The following is a 19,877-nucleotide window of genomic DNA, read 5'->3' as shown; positions in this document are numbered from 1 at the left end:
CTTCTGTTATGATACCATCAGTGCATCTGGAAACACAGCTTTCCCAAACAAAATAATACAAACCCGACAGAAAGGATTGAATGCATGATAAAACGAAGTCTGTCCTATCTTATTTCCGGTGCGGACGCCGGCCGGACCATAGAAGAATTTTTAAGGACAAGAGGCTATTCCCACCGTTTGATCGTCCATCTGAGAAATACGTCTCTTGGACTTACCATCAAAGGAGAAACAGCCTATACAACCCATATATTAAAGGAAAAAGAGCTTCTTTGCGTCACGCTTATAGAGGAAGAAAGTTCTGAACACATCATCCCTTCCCCGCTCCCCCTTTCCATTGTCTATGAGGATGAGGATATTTTGGTCATAAATAAGGCTCCGGGCGTCCCTATCCATCCTTCCCAGGGCCATTTTGAACACACTCTGGCAAATGCCGTAGCCTGGTACTATCAGTCCAAGGGCGAACCCATCGTCTATCGGGCCATTAACCGACTGGACCGTGATACTTCAGGACTTTTAATCATTGCAAAGCATATGTTAAGCGCCTGTATCCTTTCCGATCAGATGGTAAAGCGGCAGATCCGCCGGGAATACCGGGCAGTTGTCTGCGGAAACCTTCCCCCCGAAGGAACCATCACAGTCCCCATCGCAAGGGTTCCCGGCTCTACCATCATGCGCCAGACAGACTTTGAAAACGGCGAATATGCCTGTACCCATTTTACAAAGCTTTCCTACAACAGCAAAAATGGTCTTTCCTATATCAGCCTGAGACTGGACACGGGAAGAACCCACCAGATACGGGTTCATATGGCCCATATCGGCCACCCTCTTCCCGGAGATTTTCTCTACCATCCTGATTACCGCTTTATAAACCGGCAGCCGCTCCACTCCTTCCGTCTTGACTTTATCCATCCTCTTACCAAAGAACCCATGACCTTTTTCGCACCGCTTCCGGATGACATGGCTTCCCTTATTTCTGAGGGTGCGCAGACGCCTGCATCCGTCTGAGGCCTTTGGGATAATGATTCTTAAGACAGCCCCCGGAAAGCTTGCTCCAGCCTAGGCTCCAGTCTTCTGCACACATCAAAACCCAGCCTTTCTCATTGCCCGGCCAGCTCTCCATCCGGCAGGAAAGTGCCTCTCCTCTTAAATAAGCGGCAGTTTCTTCTCCGTCCGCCTCCATCCTGTACACCCTTTTTGCCTCCTCCGGAAGCAGCGATAAGGCCAGTGCATGGGATGGTTCAAACCGGTTCTTTTTCACGGTACCCATATGGAGTCCCGGCCGTAGCACCTTCAATCCTTTCAGATCCGGCATCTCACCCGGCAGAAGATAAAGCTGATCTCCAAACATCACATATTCTGCCCGGTTCAGATAAGAGCTTCCATCAGCAAGGCTTTCCTTTAAAAATGCTTCCAACAGAGAAAATACATCCCTGTTCCTTCTGCGGTCCAGATAAGCAGGATACGTTCTTTTTGCTTCTTTACGTTCAATTTCCTCTCTGCGCCTTATTACCGCTATAAAATGTCCCTCTCCTTCCAGACAATGGGGCAGAAGACGGAATGTACGTTCCAGATGGTATATTGCAGCCTCTTCCTCGTGTGATTTTTCCTCAGCATCTCCAAACCCTGCCCATTCCGGCTTTCCATGAGAAAATTTCTCGCATCCTTCTGTTTGTTCAAGATAAAAATCCTCATGACACTTCAAAAAATTTAATACCGTACCTTCATTTTCCTCCGGGGCGAAGGTACAGGTAGAATACACGATCCGTCCCCCCGGTTTTATCATCCTGGCCGCCTGAGCCAAAATCTGTTCCTGACGGGCCGCACACATTTTTACATGCTCTTCGCTCCACTGTTCTGCGGCTTCCTCATCCTTTCTGAACATACCCTCTCCGGAGCAGGGCGCGTCTACCACAATACCATCAAAAAATTCCGGAAACACCGCCGCCAGACGGGAAGGCTCCTCATTTACCACTACGCCATTTGAAACGCCCATACGTTCCATATTTTGGGAAAGGATCTTTGCCCTGGCCGGATGGATTTCATTGGAAAGAAGGAAGCCTTTTCCCTTTAACCGTGATGCTATATGACTGGATTTTCCGCCCGGAGCAGCGCACAGATCCAAAATACGCTCTCCGGGCTGAGGATCCAAAAGCTCTGTCACAGCCATGGCGCTGGGTTCCTGTATATAGTACACACCGGCTTCATGGAACGGATGTCTGCCCGGACGGGCCTGCGCCTCATAGTAGTACCCCTCCTTCACCCAGGGAATCGGCGTAAGAGAAGTTCCCAGCCGGTTCTCCATTAAGGCGGCCAGCCCCGGTACAGCTTCTTTTTCCCAGCCTATCTTCCGTCCCTCCACCGATTTTAAGCTGTTAAAACGCAGGCCCTGAACCCGTTCTTTTTCATAGCTGGCTTCAAAAGCCTCATATTCATCCTTAAACAGTTCTTTCATACGCTTCTTAAAGGCTTCGGGCAATGTGATCATCATTCGTTCTCCTTATATTTTATTAAAAAAACCGGGCTCCATTTTGGGGTCCGGTCTTAAAAATCCGTGTCTGTCTGTTTTACAGCACAATCTTGTAATCATCCGAAGGAATGCCGTTTACAACATAATATGCAGCATTCTCCTCCGCTACGATGTAGAGTTCAAACTCTTTGATCTCCTCATCCGGATGGTTTTTCTTAAAGTCCTCCATGGCGGCTGCCAAAACTTCCTTTGCGGCAATATCTCTGCCATTATACTGGAAGTGTACAGCTGCGCTTGGCTCTGCTGCTTTTCTGGCTGCCGGCTTCTTTACCGGAGCCTTCTTAGCTACGGCCTTTACTTCCTCAGCAGCCTCTTTTACTGCTTCCTTAACCTCTTCCTTTACTGCTGCTGTTTCAGAAATTGCCTCTTTTACTGCCTTCTTCGCCTGTGCAGATACGGCTCTTGTACTTTTTCTTGTTGCCATACTATCCTACCTCCCTGTAGTGTGTATACGGCCCTTGGGCCATACAACCGGGTTGTCTCCGGCGCAAACGTTCTTATGTAAATGCTCAGATGCAATAAGAAAATTATAGAATGATTTCCTGCTTTTGTCAATGTACATACCGCCACAATATGCCGCGTTTCCCTTTGATTTATCAGGATTTTTCCCTTTTCTCTGCACTTTTTCCCATACATGGCCGGATTCGGGAGCGAATGGTTTCATCTGCCTACCGGCTGTATGATAACGTCATTGGGCGAGGTAGTTTTGGGCGTATCTGCACCGGGATCCGCTTCATTTGAAGAAGGTTTTCCTGTCGATTCTGTCACTCCCGGTCCGGCAGCGCCAGTTTCCGGATTTTGAGTGCTTTGCGTACTGCCCGATCCGTATATTTCCTCAGACGGCTTTGGCGGCTGCGTTTCCTGCGGCGTCTCGGGCACTGTTTCTGCGGGCTGCAAAGGAGCAGTCTGAACAGGAAGCTCTGTCTCGGGAGGCGTTTGTGGGACGGTCTGGGGAACTGTTTCAGGAACAGCAGTCGGACTTGCAGATGCAGGAGGCTCCGCTCTCCCTGATGCACTGCCTGCCGTGCTGCGTTCCGTTCCTTCCAGATTATAACAGATTACAGGCATTCCCTTATATACATTTTCATACAGCGTCTTTGCAGCTTCATAAGGCATATTCACACAGCCATGAGAACCGTTTTTCTTATAAATCGTACCGCCAAAGGTATTACGCCAGCTGGCATCGTGAAAGCCGATACCTCCGTTAAACGGCATCCAGAATTTTACAGGGCTGGCATATCCCTCGCCCTTTAGCACGGCATCTCTCTGCTTATATGTAAGACTGAACAAGCCTGGAGGAGTTGTATACCCCTTAGACTGGTTTCCTGATACGAAATCAGATTCCAGGATTTTTTTCCCATCCTTATAAAAAAACAGATGCTGAGCCGTAAGGTTTACTTCCGCATAGGTAGTTCCATAGTCATTTCCCTCCCGGCTGGCAGCTGTCTGCAGATACACAGGCTCCCTCTCCACTGGCTCTCCGGCCAGAATCTCCTCCTTTAGCCGCGCCTTCTCTCCTGCTCCATCAATCCTCCATCCATACACTCCGGCCACTTCTACCTCTGGACCGTAGCTGGTCTTAAATTTCCGTTTGGTATAGGCGGTATTATATTCCGAACCAAGCGCCTTTACATAGGCAGCCAGCTGTTCCTCATCAATCACTGGCTGATCATTTTCATCATAGGAAATCCACTGGCTGATCGTTTTTCCGTCCAGGATCTCTCTGCGGCTTCCAAAGGTATAGGTCACAGACATGAAGGCAAAACGATTCATCTGTTCCAGGCGTTTCCTTAAAACCGGATCGTCCGAGCGCACCGCCGGAGCTTCATAGCAGCCCGCCTGGTCCAGATCCAGCTCAGGCAGAAGACCGCAGATGGCTTCTTCTGCCGCCTTAAGAGTCCGCTCCTGGTTTAAACGTGCTCCTTCTGACTCTGGCAGGATGGAATACCCCTTTCCTTCCTCATATTCTGAGATCACTGCGTCTGCAGGCGCTTCTGCCGCTTCGGGATCTGACTGGGAAAGTTTGGAAACGGCTGCTGCCAGCTGCGTTTCATCATAACTTATAAGAGCCTTTATGTCATACTCAGGCCCTCTTAACAGATAAAGCGGCCATGAATACGGATCCTGCTGACGCAGGATTTCTTCCAGACTTCCATCAAATTCTGCCAAAAGACCGATCTCATTTCCAAAAATCTGTGCCGTTTCACCCTGGCGCATAGACAGGAACAGACGATATGAGGCCGCTTCCGAGGTGATCATCTCCTTTACCTCCCCGGCCGTCTTTCCCCCCACCTCCATACCGTTGACCGTTGTATTAGGGAAATAGGTATCCGTATACGCTCCTGCCTGATAAATATATCCGCCGATACTGATAACAACCGCTGCTGCCATCCCTGCTCCCACAGCCTTTACAGACCCCTTTTTTGTCTTTTTGGCCCTGGCCCGTTCCTTTCTGCGGGCTTTGAAGGCTTCTCTGCTGCGGCTCACCGGCCTTTTCTTTTTTTCTTCACTCATTCACTTAAACCTTTCTGACTGCTCCTTCCTCCTAAAAACGCTTCCCGTCTCCCAAAACACGTCCACTGAATACAAAATAAACCCCAACTGCCACCGCACTGGCAATAACATCGGCCGCCGGCTCTGCATAAAATACGTTTTCTATTCCCGCAAGCGCCGGAAGGATCAGCATTGCAGCCAGATATACGGCTTTTCTGAACATCGACTGACTGATTGCCAGAGCCGCTGCACCCATTCCTGTAAATCCGTCTACTACCTCATACTGAATAGCAAGAGGAACAATGGCAAGGACGCTGATGCGGATGGCGCGCACACTGGTTTCTATAAAAAAGCGGTCATTTGTAAAAATCTCAGCAAATTGTGCCGACAGTGTCATTGCAATGACAAACATAACCGCTGTAAATACCATTCCAAGACCAATGATGTGCTTCTGGGCTTTTCGGATCCGATCCGGACGGCCTGCTCCATAATTATACCCCAAAATAGTCTGCGTGCCTCCGGTAATTCCTCCCAGCGGCATAGTGATCATCAGCATAAAACTCTGCACGATGGTATTGCAGGTCAAAAGCACATCGCCCATTTCGTACCTTCCATAATGGCGGATCAGCATATTCATAATAATGATCAGGCCGCTGTCTGAAGCCGTGATCAAAAAGGGGGACAGGCCCAGTACCAATACACGGGCCATAAGCTCCTTTTGATATCCTCCAAAGGTAATCCGCACCAGAGGCCGCTTTCCCAAAAGGAAAAACAGGACATAAACACAGGAAGCAAGCTGGGAAAGAACGGTAGCGATCGCAGCTCCCTTTACTCCCAGATCCAGCACAAAGATAAAAACGGGATCTAATATAATATTGCTGACAGCCCCTAAAAGCACGGTCATCATTCCTACCTTTGCAAAACCCTGACAGATAATAAACTGATTCATGCCAGTGGAAAGAAGGGCAAAAGCAGTTCCTGACAGATACCAGGTCAGATATTCATCCGCATAAGGAAAAATAGCCGGACCGGCGCCAAATACGGTCAGAAGCTGATTTTTAAACAGATACATAACCGTCATTAAGACGGCTGCCATGACTGCAAGGAGCACAAAGCAGTTAGCTACCACATTTTGAGCCGCCTTTTCATTCTTCTGCCCCAGACGGATGCTCATGATCGGCGCTCCTCCAATACCAACCCAGCTGGCAAAGGAAGTGATCAGGGTCACCACTGGGCCGCAGACGCCTACGGCTGCCAGAGCCTGCCCTCCGATTTCCGGTATGTTTCCTATGTACATACGGTCTACGATACTGTATAAAACACTGACAAATTGAGCCAGCATGGAAGGAAATGCAAGCTTCCATACCAGCTCTCTTATGCGATCTGTATCCAGATTATTTTCCAGTTTCACGATTTTTCTCCTTGATATAGGTTATTTTCCCCTGAATCGGGAAATTTCCTCTGCCAGTTCCCTTGCGCTGTCTGTCATGCCCTTAAACGCCCCAAATCGGTAAAGGCTGGCTATAAAGAGGCCGATCGGCACTGCCAGGATCATTCCGGCAAGCCCCCTTATCTTAAAGCCAAGATAAAGCAAAAACAGGGTCAAAAGGGGATTTAATCCCATAGTATCCCCTACCAGCTTAGGCTGCACCAGCTGGCGGATCACCTGTGTCAGCACATAGATCAGAATCAGCCCTGCCGCAAAGGCATACTCTCCGCCCAGGACTTTGATGATTCCCCAGGGGATCAGGGCAGTTCCCGTACCAAATACTGGAAGAAAATCAAGCAGGGCGATCAAAAGCGCCCATAAAGGCCCGTAGCTTACGCCCAGAATGAAAAAGCCGGCTGTCAGGATCAGCCATACGACAGCCATAATTTTAAACTGCGCCATAAAATACCCGCCGATCAGCCGTCTGGACTCTTTTTTCAGATGATTGGAATACCGGCCGGTCCACTCCGGCATATGGCTTCTTATAACAGACAAGATCCGGTCACGGTCTGCAATAAAAAAATAAGCCGAAAGAATGATGACCACAAAATACACCAGCGCAGCCGGGATCCCTTTTGCTACAGTTCCTGCCGCTTCCATAGTAGGCGAGGCAATGGACTCCGCCAGCTTTCCAATATAGGCTCCCAGATTGTCTCCCAGGGTCATCCATGCATCCCGCATGGTTTCAGGCATGAAATCAAAGATACCTTCCAGCCGTCCCAGGCTGCTCTGTACATCTCCTTCAATCCCTGCATATAAGACCGGAAGATCCTGGATAAAGGACCAGATAAAATGAAGCATTCGGGATACAGCAAGATATAAAAGCCCTATCACCAGAGCCAGAGCTCCTGCCACGATCACAATAGAACTGTGCCTGCGCACCAGCTTCAGCCTGCGCTCTAAAAAGCGCACCAGCGGATTGGCGATCATGGCAATGATCCATCCCACGACAAAAGGCATGAAAAACCCCAGAAGCTTCGGCCCCAGAAAACACAGAAAGAACCATCCAGAGGCTGGAATCATTATATTTAAGATCAGACGCAGAATATACCGCCACTGGGGTTCTGTTTTTTCCCGACTGTTTTTATATTCCTCCATACGGTCTCACCTGTCCTTTCCTGTACGGCCCATTTTATCCAAACAGCTCTAATCTTCCAGCCCCTTTAACCCATATCCTTCTGCCACACGCTTAAAGGCAGGAAGAGAACGCCGGATCTGGTCAAAGGATACGCAGTAGGAAATCCTTACATAACCCGGACAGGCGAAGGAGCTTCCCGGAACCACCAGAATATGTTCCTTTTTGCAGGCCTCACAGAATTTCTTCTCATCCGGCTCCGGAGATTTTACAAACATATAAAAAGCACCCTGGGGCTTTACACATTCAAAGCCGGCTTCCCTCAGTCCCCGGTACAGAAGATTCCGGTTCCTGTCATAGGCCTCTATATCTGCCGTCTCATCCACACAACGCATAACAACGCGCTGCATCAGGGACGGAGCATTGACCGCTCCCATGACACGGTTTGCGATTACAGCCGCATTGAATACCTCTTTGCTGTCTGTAAGCTCATCCGGGATCACCAGATATCCGATACGCTCTCCAGGCAGGGAAAGGGATTTGCTGTAAGAATAGCAGATGACCGTATTATGGTAAAATTTCGTCACATAGGGAACCTCTGCCCCGTCATATGCCAGCTCTCTGTAAGGCTCGTCAGAAATCAATACGATCTGTGTGCCAAATTTCTTTTCCTTTTCTGTCAGGATTTCCCCCAAACGCGTCAGTACAGCTTCTGAATAGATTACTCCTGTTGGGTTGTTGGGCGTATTGATAATGACAGCCTTCGTACGGTCTGTAATCCGCCTGGAAAATTCTTCCAGATCCGGCTGGAATGTTTCTGTGTCCGCCGGAACTACCTCCAGTATACCATCATAATTTCTCACATAATTGCCATATTCTACAAAATAGGGCGCAAAGGTCACAACCTGATCCTGAGGATTTAAAATCGTCTTTAAAATCACATTCAGGCCGCTGGCAGCGCCTACAGTCATCAGGATATTTCCCTGATGGAACTTTGTTCCAAAACGCCGGTTTAAGGACTGTGCGATGGCCTCCCTTACATCTTCAAAGCCTGCATTGCTCATATAGCCGTGAACCATAACAGATGGTTCCTCATTCACAATCCTGCAGATCGCCTCATTGACCGCCTCAGGCGCGGGCACATTGGGATTTCCCAGGCTGAAATCATATACATTTTCTGCTCCATATATGGCTGCCAGCCGTTTTCCCTCCTCAAACATAGCCCGGATTGCGGAGTTATTATTTACAAGCGGCTTCATCTTTTCTGATATCATACTCATGTCCTCTCTTTCCCGGTAACGTGCAGCGTTCTGCCCTCTGACCGCTCCTTTTCTCTGTACAGGAAAAATGCAGAAGCTGCTGCTCATTTGATTGTATCCTTGATGGGAAAGATTGTCAATACCATCAAAAAGCCATATCGAGACCCGGCCTCAGACAGGCGCAGGTTTGATATGGCTTTGAATGAAACAATAGTTCCGGCTACCGAAGCCCTTTAAAAAGAGCTTCTATTTCAGGCGTGACATCATCCGGCCAAAACTCTGCCGAAACTCTGCTTTCATCTAAGGTCAATGTAACATAGAGATCGTACCTTGCAGGCTGTTCTGGCTCACGCATACCATTCATATCAGCAAGCTCCCTGTCACGCAATGCTCCCATAAGAAGCTCGATCTGCTCCTGTTCTGTAAAAACAAGCGTTCCATCTTTCTGATAGAAGGGATTTTCCGTCTGGATCTGCTTTAAGGCTTCTCCTTCCGGAAGTCCGTCACCGTATTCTTCCCCGTTCACAATTGAGGATACATCCACGGAAATCCGGCTTACATGTTCAGCCGCAAAATAAGCTCCCGGCTCAACCCCCATTTTCTCTAAAACCTGTATAGTATTTGTAAAAGAGGGATAAACCGGCCATCTGCAAAGCTGATCCAGATGGTTTTCCATATACCGTTCCATCTCATCCGCAGAAGGCATTTCATTATAAGAATCTTTCAATGTTTCCGGGCCAAGAAGCATTTTGATCAGATCTCTCTGATATTCAGAAATATAACCGTCGTTTTTTCCCCACCGTTCCTGAATATACAGGCACAGCTCCTTTTCTGCAAACTGAAGCGCTCCCACCGGATCTTCTCTCATCCGGTCCTTAAGTTTCTGCCCCTTAAGATCGGTCTGATAGGCTCCAAGAAGCTCCTTTATGGCATCTTCTTCCATTGTATTAAACAGAGAATGATTTCCATTTCCCTGGTAGGAAACGTATCCCATCTCCTCCGGCTGCTGAGAAAGGATCGGATAAAGGCCCTTTTTATACGTTTCATTATTATAAATGTTTTCATAAGTTTCCAGCACATCTTCTAAATCCATGTGATACCTGCGGCTGACCTGCCGGCCGTTCTTTAAACGATAGCGGATAAGGATCTGGCTGAAATACCGGTCATACGCTTCCTCTTCCTCTTTGCCGGCCACAAAAACAGAGGTCGGGCCATCTGCTCCTCCAATGACAGATATGGCTGAGGCATCCTTACTGCTATAATGGTTCACAGACATGGAAACTTCGTTTAAGCTGATCTGCGCTTCCCAGCGGTTCAGCTTTTCTTCCCTGTATCCTGCCGCTTCTCTGGAAGCAGCCTCTGCCAGAGCAATAACAGACTCAAAATCGGTAAGCTCCATCTTCTCTTTTATAAAATCTCCCGCACTTTCATATATCAGTCTCCGGGTATCTCCCTGCCGCATCACTCTTGGCATATTGGCGGCAAACGAATAATCAATGGATAAATCCACGCTGGCAGAAGCAATTTCCTCCTGAGACGGCACATAGGAATCATAGCCATACCAGTCATAACGGAAGCTGCAAAAAAACAGCATTCCCGCTCCCAGGCACAGCGCCAGCTGCATTTTGTGTGAAAAAAGCTTTTTAAAATCAAAATGATAGATGATCTCAACCACGCAGTGCACAAGGAGAATCCCTGCTGCCGTTCCAAACAGCCCCCATTTCACCTGGCTTTGCAGCGTCCAGAAAAACCATCCTCCCGCCATTCCTCCAAGAAGTACCAGAAGGATACGAACCGGAGCCTTGCTTTTTGAAAATGCCATGGCTTTTCCGGCTGCCTCTGAGGGTCTAAGACGGTAAAGCTCTAAAGACAGGGCGGTAACTGCCATCATACAGGCTGCTGCCTTTAATACCTCAGCCATTTTGATTCCATCCGCGTCCGAAACAGAAGCAGCAGACCAGATGTATGCTCCCACAGGGGACAGATTTTGCATCGCCCACAAGTAAGGAGAACTGTCCGCATACCAGAACTCACCTGCCGATGTGACAAAAAACTGATCTGCAAATGCGCCCAAAAGTCCGGCTGCCAGAGGAACAAAACCGAAAAAAACGGCCGTACCCAAAAGACCGATCACTATATTTCCCGTCATCATCATGGCAACTGTAACGGTTCCATAGACAAGGCTGTAATACAGAAGGTTCATTCCAAAGGCAGCTGACATGGAGCCGAAAAATTCAGAAACAGGCACTCCATAAGCGGCGGCTACTGCCGTAAACAGGAGGCAGCCAAACAGATATGCTGCTGCCGGGATCAGTATCCCGTCCCCGTACTGAACTGCAAACAGCACTTCTCTCCTCACAGGGATACTATGGTAAAAATCGACCTTTTTCTTATTGTGAAGATAGGAGAACGCCGTCACTCCTACAACCACCGCAGCCATCAGGAATAAAAAGACCATCAGCCCATTTCCATAGGAAATTTCATCCAGTACAACTTCCCTCTTGAAAAATGCAGTCATCATCTCATACTGCTTGGCAGTGAAATGCTCCGGAAGCAGCTTTTCAATCGGCTCATAGTCATTATAGGCGCGAAACTCCATTCGCCGGGCATTTTCCATAACTAATGCCAGCTTTACCGGAAGGGCAAAGAAAAAAACCAGAAACATCAGCGCCAGCACCCAGATACGCCGTTTGATATCCTCTTTCATCAGTCCCCATATTCTGTCACAGACCTTTTTTTCAGAAAACAAGTTTTTTGACGTCATATCCTGCCACCTCCGTTTCACTGATAAAAATTTCCTCCAGAGTCAGAGGAATACATTCAAAAAATACAGGATCACAAGCTCCAAGCTTTGCCTCGATCTCTTCCCGCGTTCCCCGGACGGTCAGCGTAAGAAGCCTTCCTCTGCGCTCTGTGGACAGAACTTCAAGACTTACCAGATCCTCCGGCTCCATTCCGGGCTGCAGTACACACTGGATTTTGTGAATATTCAGCTTCATATCATCCAGATCCTTTGAAAGGAGGATTCCTCCCTTATGAAGCAGGCCTACATGGTCGCAGATATCTTCCAGCTCCCTGAGATTGTGGGATGCGATGATAGGTGTCAGATTCCGGTCTTCCATATCGGCGGCAAACAGGCTCTTTACTGCCTGGCGCATGACCGGATCCAGTCCGTCAAAGGTCTCGTCGCAGAACAGATACTTTGTATTAGCACAAATCCCGCAGATCACGGACACCTGTTTTTTCATTCCCTTGGAAAAAGTGTGGATCCTGCGCTTTTCATCCAGTCCAAAACTTTTTAACAGGCGGCGAAACCTCTCCTTGTCAAAACGCTCGTACACACGGGAATAATAAGCCATCATGTCAAGGGGCGATGCATTGCTGAAAAAATATGCCTCATCGGATATGTAAAAAACCATTCTTTTAGCTGCCGGATTTTCAAATACCTCCTGGCCGTCAATGGTAATGTGTCCCTCATCCGGCTTTAAAATGCCGCTTGCAAGACGTAAAAAAGTAGATTTTCCCGCACCATTGGTACCAATCAGTCCAAACACGCTTCCTTCCCTGATCGCAGCGTCTATATGATCAACTGCCGTAATATCCTCAAACCGTTTCGTCAGCTTCACTGCCTGAATCATGGTCGTCTCCCCCTTCTTCCTTATTTTTCTCAAGATTAAGCATCCGTTCCAGTCGCTCTGTCATTTCTCCCGGAGAAATGCCGATCTGTATACCATCCTTCACCGCACGGTCAAAGCTCGCTTCCCAGGCTTTTTTTCTTCCGCTCCTTAACCGGCTCCCTTCCGCCACGAAGCTGCCCTTTCCCTTAACAGAATAAATATAGCCTCTTTGCTCCAGTTCTGCATACGCTCTCTGGATGGTATTGGGATTGATGGAAAGCTCCGTCGCAAGGCTGCGGACTGAGGGAAGCTTTGTATTTTCCGTCAGGATTTCCTGAAACATCAGCTCCTCCAACCGTTCTGTGACCTGTTCATACAGAGGCCTCCGATCCCTGTAATCCAGTACGATCATTGGAATCTCTCCTTTCTCTGTTTTAACTGTACTAATTCTCTTAATACAGTTATCCTGATTTAACAATACCATGAACCAGTCTGAAATACAATAACAATTTTCTTACGATTCTTGACAGTTTGTGGTACAATTCATTCAAACAGCATCAGATTCAGGAGGTCTCCCCATGCAAAGCAGATATCAATTCAGAGAAATCACAAAATCAGGGGTTCCCCAGATGTTTTCAATGATCCTTAAGCGGATGGAGTGGATGGACGAAAAAGGGATACAGCAGTGGAATGCTGCAAAGTATGATACGATCTATCCTCTGTCTTATTATGAAGAAAAACGCTGCCGCAGAATGGAACGATTAAGACGAATGACAAATGCCGGTCGTGCTGTGTTACCAGATATGAGTGAGAAGGGATTTGTGGTTGATAAAGATATTTTGAATGCGCTTCAAACAGACGCAGAAGTTTGGGAAAGTTTCAAAGTTTTCCGCCACTTTATCAGCGTGTGAGAATTGATACAATTCAAATTAAGAAAAAACAGCCGGAACTATTCCAGAGTCGCTTACAGAAGCTTTTAGATAACACAAAAGCGGGGGTTATGTATGGCGAATGGAATGATAATGGGCGACTGTTTACGGTATGACAACTTGGAATTTGAGGTGGAAATATGGCATCAAGCAAGGAATACTTAGAGTTTATTTTAGGGCAGCTATCTGAGTTAGAAGAAATTACTTATCGAGCTATGATGGGAGAATTTATTATTTATTATCATGGCAAGATTGTAGGCGGTATCTATGATGATAGATTACTTGTTAAACCAGTAAAATCAGCAATTAGTTATATGCCGACAGCTCCGTATGAATTACCCTATGAGGGAGCAAAAGAGATGTTGTTGGTAGATGAAGTTGATAATAAGGAATTTTTGACAGGCTTGTTTCATGCAATATATGATGAACTGCCAGCCCCAAAACCGAAAAAGAAGAAATAAACAACTTCCAGTTTGTATATACCCTTAATACAACAAAATGCCGTATCCAGACGGAGTGAACCAGATGCAGCAACAACTGAAATGTATTCACTTAAACCAGAAAAGAGGGTGCTGCAAAATCATCCACAATCGAATGATTGAGCAGCACCCTCTTTCCTGTTGTTCAGGCCACTATGCCTTACTTTTTGACGTCTATTAAAAGGTGTTTTTCATTTCTAAACTTTTCCTAACGAAGCCGGCTTCATCTGGCTTTCAAACTCACTTGGCCCATCTTTTGACTTGTCTGTGCCGGGCTTTTTCCATGCATGCATAGCCAGTGCCATGGCGATTACGCCATAGGAAACGAATACGCGGAAATACTCACCGATCACAGGATCTCCGAACAGTTCCTTTCCTGCTAACGGAGATACGATAAACAGGGTATGGAACAGAACGATGCCTAAAAGAGCATTTTTATTTGTCGCCTTCTGCACGGAAGCGCCGCCTACCAGAAGCGCTGCAATAGCAAACTGCCCCACCTGGGTATGCGCACCATAGGTAGACATGGTGCCGATATTCTGCAGATAAATAAGCTGTCCCCAGCTGGCAAGCACGGTAGAAAACAGCATGGCGATAATACGGGTCTTATCCACATCAATACCTGCAGAGTTTGCTACCGCACGGTTCTGGCCTACTGCCCTCATATTCTGTCCCAGACGGGTCCGCATCAGCAGATTGTTGAATACGCAGAGAGCTCCAATAGAGATATAGGTCATCACAGGAAGCTGTACGGCAATCAGCACGTTAAACAGTGCGGGAATATAGGTAAGTCCATATACTGCACCAGCCAGAACGATAAAGACAAGGGCTCTGCGTATATCAAAGGTGTCTCTTTTGCCAAAACTTCCGGCTCCCGTATGTTTCGTCATTTTATGTCTCACGATCTGAAACAGCTGCCACAGCACAACGCTCAGACAGCCCAGCTCTACCGCCGACAAAAGCAGCAGACGGTCAGAAGATAAGAACTGCTCCACCGGTCCGATAAAAGTCAGGGCATAGACAAAAACTGCTGCCGCCGCCTTAAGCGCTGTATCCTTCCAGTTCACTGCCTGTTTTTTGATCCGCTTGTGAATGGTGGTAAAGAGAAGTCCTGCAATTACCAGATAGAAGCCAATTTCCAGAACCGTCAGCATGGGAATGGTATCCAGAGCATATTTTACCGTATCCTTTAGGTCAATGGTATTCTTTACGCCTACTCCTGTGGCAATCATCAGCGTAGGATTATTCATAGCAATCACGCCGCCGAATACGAACAGGAAGATCAGCTGGTAAATACCATCTGCAAAATATCCCAGGATCAGGCCCGCGATCATCTCATTTCCCTTTACCAGGTTGAAGAGTTTTCCTACCAGGAAGCCGAACACCAGCGCAATAGGGGTAGCCAGGGCAACGGTAATGAAAAAGCCGCCAACTCCCGTAAAACCCCAGTAAGTGGTAAGGAATAAGGCAATCTGTGCCGCCATGGCGCCTACTACAATACCAAAATTCAGACCCAGACCCGTAATAACCGGAATGATCAGTGCCAGCACGATAAACGCATTTCTGGCGATTCTGGTAAACAGCTCCGGGATCACAAAGGTCAGAGGCTGTTTCGATGCAGCCGTAGCTCCTACACAAAGAAGAAGGAACAGGATCACTACCTTATTTTTAAATAAGAAATCAGATATTTTTTTATTCACGGCTGTCACCTCCCTTTGCCTGTGCCAGTGCATACAGAATAATACCATTAGAGATGATCAGACGCATTACCTCTGATAAGTTGCTCTCCGGAATGAACTGGTTTACAACCGGAAGGCCCAGAGCCATGATGCCCTGAAACAGGAACGTACCGATCAGCACGTGGGCAATGGAGGCCCGCCTTGGAGTAGCGCCTCCGATCAGTACGGCTGCTACAGAGGTAAAGCCCATCATCATAGGACCATTGTACAGCTGGATGAAGCCGAAGGCCTGTGCATATACCAGGATACCTACTGCAGCCAGGACGGTCGAAAGAATGGTACCCACTAGACGCATCCGGTTTACATTGATGCCTGCGGCCTTGGCAAACATCGGATTCGTACCTGCCGCACTCATGGCAATTCCAGTCTTAGAACGCATAAAGAGCCACACCAGAAAGCACATGAGGAAGAAAAACAGAAGAAGTCCGGTAGGAACAAAAAAGTCTCCAATGGAAAAAGCAAGGGTGTCATTCATAACACCGCTGTAGGAGGAAGCAAGGGAAATTGTATTTCTCAGTCCCTTTCCGGCATTGGGCCAGATCAGCTCACCATTGTCGAAGGGAAGAAGCATCCAGACCATATTCATGAAAGCGATCACGGAAAATCCTACATAGGTAGTAACGGTCATTTCAGAGCCCTTTACCCGGTTTAAGAGCTGGCCGTAGAGGTATCCGATGCCCACTGCCAGAATCACGCCGATCACAATGGCAGCCAGAATAGCCACCCAGGCTGCAAAGAGAGGATGGATTGCTACCAGAGCGGGATTTTGTGCAATATCCAGCTGGATCACAACCAGACCTCCCAAAAGCCCTCCTACAATACCCATGGTGATACCAAAGTTCGGTCCGATCCCGCACTGGATCGCCGGCACCATTGCAAGAGCTAAAACACCGTACATTCCCCAGCGGCGGAGCACATCACTGAAAAACTGGGGCAGATTCATCTGGAATGCCCCTGCACATACCACCAGAAACAGAAAAAAGAGAACGATAATAATACGCGGAAGGCCGAATTTACGGATCATCTTCTTAACAGAATCAGTCATTTTCCATTCCTCCTTTCCGTGTTCCGGACATAGCCAGACCGAAGTCAGCATCCGAATCGTCCGGTTTTAAAATACCCGACAGCTTTCCATCGGAAATGATCGCAATCCGGTCTGAAATCGACCGCAGTTCTACCAGCTCAGAAGAAACGATGATCACCGTCATGCCCGTCTCGCGGTTCAGTTTTGCCAGATACTCAAGCACCAGCTTCTTGGCGCCAATGTCAATTCCTCTGGTAGGCTCCGATACAAACAGGATATCCGGTTCCAGAGTCAGTGCTCGTGCCAGACATACTTTCTGCTGATTGCCGCCGGAAAGACGGCCTGCCGCCTGCCCGATACCAGTACAGCGGATATCAAGCGTTTCTACCATATGAGTGGCATGAACTTTGGCAGCGGCAGCATCATATAAATGAAACCAACCGATCTTTTTTAAAAATCTGCCGTTGGTCTGCATGGCAGAAAAGACGATATTCTGCTCAATGCTTTCGTTCAAGAGAAGGCCCACACCGCGGCGGTCCTCTGATACAAAGGCTACCTTATGATCCAGGGCATCTCCCAGTTTATCCAGATTTAAGGCCTCGCCATTAATCCTCACTTCACCGCTGGCCTTATAAAGCCCCATGATGCCGTTAGGGATGCCAAGTTTACCCTGGCCTGCCAGGCCTCCAATCCCAAAGATTTCTCCTTTTCGGATATCCATATCAATCCCATTGACCTGCTCGCCCGGCATATCTACTCTGTAATTTCTTAAGCTGACAGCAATTTCATCGTCCCGGATCACCCGTTCATCCGGTATATCATCATCTAACAGCTTCTCCACTTTGCGTCCGATCATCAGTTCTGCGATCTCAACCACATTTGTATCCCTGATCTCACGTCTGGCTACAAATTCTCCATCCCTGAGAACCGTCATACTATCCGCCACTGCCATGACCTCATCCAATCGGTGGGTGATAAAAATAATGGCAATTCCGCTGGCGGCGATCACTTTCATGGCCTCCAGCAAGCGTTTAGCCTCTGATTCGGTCAGCACTGCAGTTGGTTCGTCAAATACCAGTATCTTAAGTCCCGTTTTATCAAGCTCTCTGGCGATCTCAATAAACTGCATATATCCTACGGGAAGTCCTGCTACTTTTACATACTCTTCAATCTCAAGCCCAATGGTTTTAAGGGCCTTTCTTGCATCCCGATCCATAGAATCAAAATCCAGGGTTTCCATCGATTCTCCAAATACACGGCTGGCCAGGTTTGCATGACTGATTTCCCGGCCCACCTTAATATTTTCCGTAACGGAAAATCCCGGAATCAGCATAAACTCCTGATGTACCATACCGATTCCCAGCTCCATGGCCTTTACCGGGCTGTTGATCTGCACTTCCTTTCCGTCAATCTCAACGGTTCCTTCAAAACCGCCTGTGTTGTGAATGACCGGCATACCAAACAGGATATTCATCAGGGTGGATTTTCCTGCGCCGTTTTCTCCCATCAGCGCATGAATCTCACCGGGACGTACCGCAAGGTCAACTCCCTTCAGGACACGGTTCCCGAAATATTCTTTCACAATATGATCCATTTTCAGGACATAGGTTTCTTTTGCATTTTCCAAAATACCAACCTCTTTCTTTTTGACTTCTTTTTCTACCGCCCTCCATCAGGGAAAAATGAAAAAAGGAGTCCGCCAGCTTCTGCCCCAAAGACGCCAGCCGGCGAACCCCCTGCTTCTTATATCAGCCCCATTGCGGTCAAGTCTATTTAAATGTAACGAAATCTGACATTACCAGGAAGTGGTTATCCTTTTTGTTTCCGCTGTCATCTACATAATGCTCAATGGTCATATTTGCATCCGGTGTATACTCTTTTGCACATTCCTGAATGGTAGCCTTCAGAACTTCCTCATCAAGAACCTCACCGTTGGTCTCGCCTTCCAGTACCTTTTTTGCATACTCAACGCCTGCATTTACAAACAGCATATTGCAGGGAACGCCCCATGTGGAAACGCGGCCGTTCATTCCATACTCGTCTACCTTTGCCTGAAGCTGTTCCATCATATATGTAACGTCTGCTTCGTGACCGGACATATCAATGTTTAAAGCTGCCGGGAATGCGTGGAACGGAGACGGGCAGCACTGTAAGGAGTAGATCGCGCCGTTTTCAAATACGGAACGGATCAAAGGCTCCTGCATACCGCAGTTTGTGGTGAAGAATACGGTGTCCTTGCCATACTTTTCAATCTGGCGGGGAACATCCTCCAGAATAAACTGCTGTGCGCCTGTAATACCGGAATCGCCGGTAGGATCGGGAGCGGTTACGTCAACCAGCTCGATTCCGTTTTCTGCACAGTATTTCTTCATGTTCTCATGACGTGCAACAATCAAAGCATAGCTCATATGACGCGGGAAAGAGTAGTGGATCAGCGTCTTTGCTCCCTGAGCCTTTGCCTGAGGCGGAATCACAACACCGCAGCCTGGCTCGTCGACCTGAAGGACGATATCGGCCTTTGGATTGATAACGCCCGGATCCTCGCCGGGAGTACCTGCGATGAAGATCATATCCGGACGGGTCTCACGAACCTTGTCAATGGCTGCTGCAGTACCGGGAACTGCCTGGCACCATACGATTGCCTTAACAGCCGGATCAGAAGCCATAGCCACTGCATTAGAGATCAGGGTTTCTGTCTCTGTGGTGAAGTTATCAGGATAGGTAGAGGTAACAACCATGTCACCATATTTTTCTTTCATCTTATTTGCCTGAGTGATCTCCTCATCACCCTGGGAGGCCGTACCGGTAATAATACCAATCTTAAAGTCTTCTGCCGATGCTGTTTCTGCTTCTGAGGTCCCCTCTTTCTTTTCCCCATCAGCCGGTGCAGCCGTCGTTGCCTCTGATGCCGGTGCAGCTGTTGTCGCTGCCGGTTCTGCGCTGCGGCATCCTGCTAAAGACATTACCATTGCAGCTGCCAGTGTCAAACTGAGAAAACGTTTTTTCATTCCTTCTCCTCCTTTTTTAAGTCGGGTATCTTTTTATATACCCCGTTTTTAACCCGCCCTGTTTTTCCTTTCGCGAATTGTTCGTATTATATCACATGGTTTGTATCTTGTCAAAAGACATTTGTCCGTTTGGTACAATATAAGTTGATATTTTTTCAGTCTTTCGCATATTGTATACAAATATGTTGATATAATTCCAATCAATTTGCAAAAAATTAACTTTATAATCAGTTTTATT

At 47.7% G+C, this 19,877-nt stretch carries 17 protein-coding genes; 4 read left to right on the top strand and 13 right to left on the bottom strand.

All coding sequences use genetic code 11. The annotated features are described in order from the left end of the window. The first annotated feature begins 84 nt into the window (after nt 1-84). Nucleotides 85-1,005, top strand: coding sequence for an RluA family pseudouridine synthase (locus BN3656_RS10140; RefSeq protein ID WP_066547494.1), 921 nt, complete (start codon nt 85-87; stop codon nt 1,003-1,005). Here BN3656_RS10140 and BN3656_RS10135 read toward each other — a convergent pair. The 9 genes from BN3656_RS10135 to BN3656_RS10090 all read right to left on the bottom strand — a co-directional run bounded on the left by BN3656_RS10135 (nt 968) and on the right by BN3656_RS10090 (nt 12,872). Beyond that, nucleotides 968-2,488, bottom strand: coding sequence for an RsmF rRNA methyltransferase first C-terminal domain-containing protein (locus BN3656_RS10135; protein WP_347460955.1), 1,521 nt, complete (start codon nt 2,486-2,488; stop codon nt 968-970). The two genes, BN3656_RS10140 and BN3656_RS10135, sit on opposite strands and share 38 nt — an antisense overlap. 76 nt (nt 2,489-2,564) lie before the next feature. Continuing rightward, nucleotides 2,565-2,951, bottom strand: a complete 387-nt coding sequence (locus BN3656_RS10130; RefSeq protein WP_066547485.1) for a DUF6465 family protein — start codon at nt 2,949-2,951, stop codon at nt 2,565-2,567. 236 nt (nt 2,952-3,187) lie between these two features. Continuing rightward, nucleotides 3,188-5,041: a L,D-transpeptidase family protein gene (locus BN3656_RS10120; protein ID WP_081422927.1), complete on the bottom strand. Its 1,854-nt coding sequence runs from the start codon at nt 5,039-5,041 to the stop codon at nt 3,188-3,190. A 31-nt stretch (nt 5,042-5,072) separates the two neighbouring features. Continuing rightward, nucleotides 5,073-6,431: an MATE family efflux transporter gene (locus BN3656_RS10115; protein ID WP_066547481.1), complete on the bottom strand. Its 1,359-nt coding sequence runs from the start codon at nt 6,429-6,431 to the stop codon at nt 5,073-5,075. A 21-nt stretch (nt 6,432-6,452) separates the two neighbouring features. Further along, entirely contained in the window at nt 6,453-7,607 is a 1,155-nt protein-coding gene (gene ytvI / locus BN3656_RS10110) for a sporulation integral membrane protein YtvI (protein ID WP_066547479.1), read from the bottom strand. 48 nt (nt 7,608-7,655) lie between these two features. Beyond that, complete coding sequence (locus tag BN3656_RS10105) at nt 7,656-8,858, bottom strand: pyridoxal phosphate-dependent aminotransferase (protein ID WP_066550693.1); 1,203 nt, start codon at nt 8,856-8,858, stop codon at nt 7,656-7,658. A gap of 205 nt (nt 8,859-9,063) precedes the next feature. Then, the gene (locus tag BN3656_RS10100) at nt 9,064-11,607 is read right to left on the bottom strand and encodes a DUF6449 domain-containing protein (RefSeq protein WP_066547477.1); all 2,544 of its coding nucleotides are present in this window, start codon (nt 11,605-11,607) and stop codon (nt 9,064-9,066) included. Then, nucleotides 11,582-12,481: an ABC transporter ATP-binding protein gene (locus tag BN3656_RS10095; RefSeq protein ID WP_066547475.1), complete on the bottom strand. Its 900-nt coding sequence runs from the start codon at nt 12,479-12,481 to the stop codon at nt 11,582-11,584. The genes BN3656_RS10100 and BN3656_RS10095 overlap by 26 nt, the downstream gene beginning before the upstream one ends. Continuing rightward, nucleotides 12,447-12,872, bottom strand: a complete 426-nt coding sequence (locus tag BN3656_RS10090) for a GntR family transcriptional regulator (protein WP_066547472.1) — start codon at nt 12,870-12,872, stop codon at nt 12,447-12,449. Before BN3656_RS10090 ends, BN3656_RS10095 begins: the two co-directional genes overlap by 35 nt. Before the next feature lie 217 nt (nt 12,873-13,089). On the opposite strand from BN3656_RS10090, the gene BN3656_RS16865 reads away from it, so the two are divergent. Genes BN3656_RS16865 through BN3656_RS10080 form a run of 3 tightly spaced genes read left to right on the top strand, consistent with a single transcriptional unit; the run spans nt 13,090 to nt 13,850 of the window. After that, nucleotides 13,090-13,371: a hypothetical protein gene (locus tag BN3656_RS16865; protein WP_242962983.1), complete on the top strand. Its 282-nt coding sequence runs from the start codon at nt 13,090-13,092 to the stop codon at nt 13,369-13,371. Continuing rightward, complete coding sequence (locus tag BN3656_RS16860) at nt 13,368-13,505, top strand: hypothetical protein (protein WP_242962982.1); 138 nt, start codon at nt 13,368-13,370, stop codon at nt 13,503-13,505. The genes BN3656_RS16865 and BN3656_RS16860 overlap by 4 nt, the downstream gene beginning before the upstream one ends. 24 nt (nt 13,506-13,529) lie before the next feature. Next, nucleotides 13,530-13,850: a TfoX/Sxy family protein gene (locus BN3656_RS10080; protein ID WP_066547470.1), complete on the top strand. Its 321-nt coding sequence runs from the start codon at nt 13,530-13,532 to the stop codon at nt 13,848-13,850. Between the two features lie 215 nt (nt 13,851-14,065). Here the strand turns inward: BN3656_RS10080 and BN3656_RS10075 are convergent, their stop codons facing one another. The 4 genes from BN3656_RS10075 to BN3656_RS10060 all read right to left on the bottom strand — a co-directional run bounded on the left by BN3656_RS10075 (nt 14,066) and on the right by BN3656_RS10060 (nt 19,639). Beyond that, entirely contained in the window at nt 14,066-15,568 is a 1,503-nt protein-coding gene (locus BN3656_RS10075; RefSeq protein ID WP_242962981.1) for an ABC transporter permease, read from the bottom strand. Further along, complete coding sequence (locus BN3656_RS10070; protein WP_066547468.1) at nt 15,561-16,652, bottom strand: ABC transporter; 1,092 nt, start codon at nt 16,650-16,652, stop codon at nt 15,561-15,563. The genes BN3656_RS10075 and BN3656_RS10070 overlap by 8 nt, the downstream gene beginning before the upstream one ends. Beyond that, complete coding sequence (locus BN3656_RS10065; RefSeq protein WP_331467899.1) at nt 16,645-18,258, bottom strand: sugar ABC transporter ATP-binding protein; 1,614 nt, start codon at nt 18,256-18,258, stop codon at nt 16,645-16,647. Before BN3656_RS10065 ends, BN3656_RS10070 begins: the two co-directional genes overlap by 8 nt. Before the next feature lie 142 nt (nt 18,259-18,400). Continuing rightward, complete coding sequence (locus BN3656_RS10060; protein WP_066547462.1) at nt 18,401-19,639, bottom strand: DUF3798 domain-containing protein; 1,239 nt, start codon at nt 19,637-19,639, stop codon at nt 18,401-18,403. Between the last annotated feature and the right edge of the window lie 238 nt (nt 19,640-19,877).

Origin of the sequence: Clostridium sp. AT4, assembly GCF_001517625.2 — a bacterium.
Taxonomy (GTDB): domain Bacteria; phylum Bacillota; class Clostridia; order Lachnospirales; family Lachnospiraceae; genus Enterocloster.
Note: the sequence above shows the minus strand (reverse complement) of the source record. Positions and strands in the feature narration are given on the sequence as shown.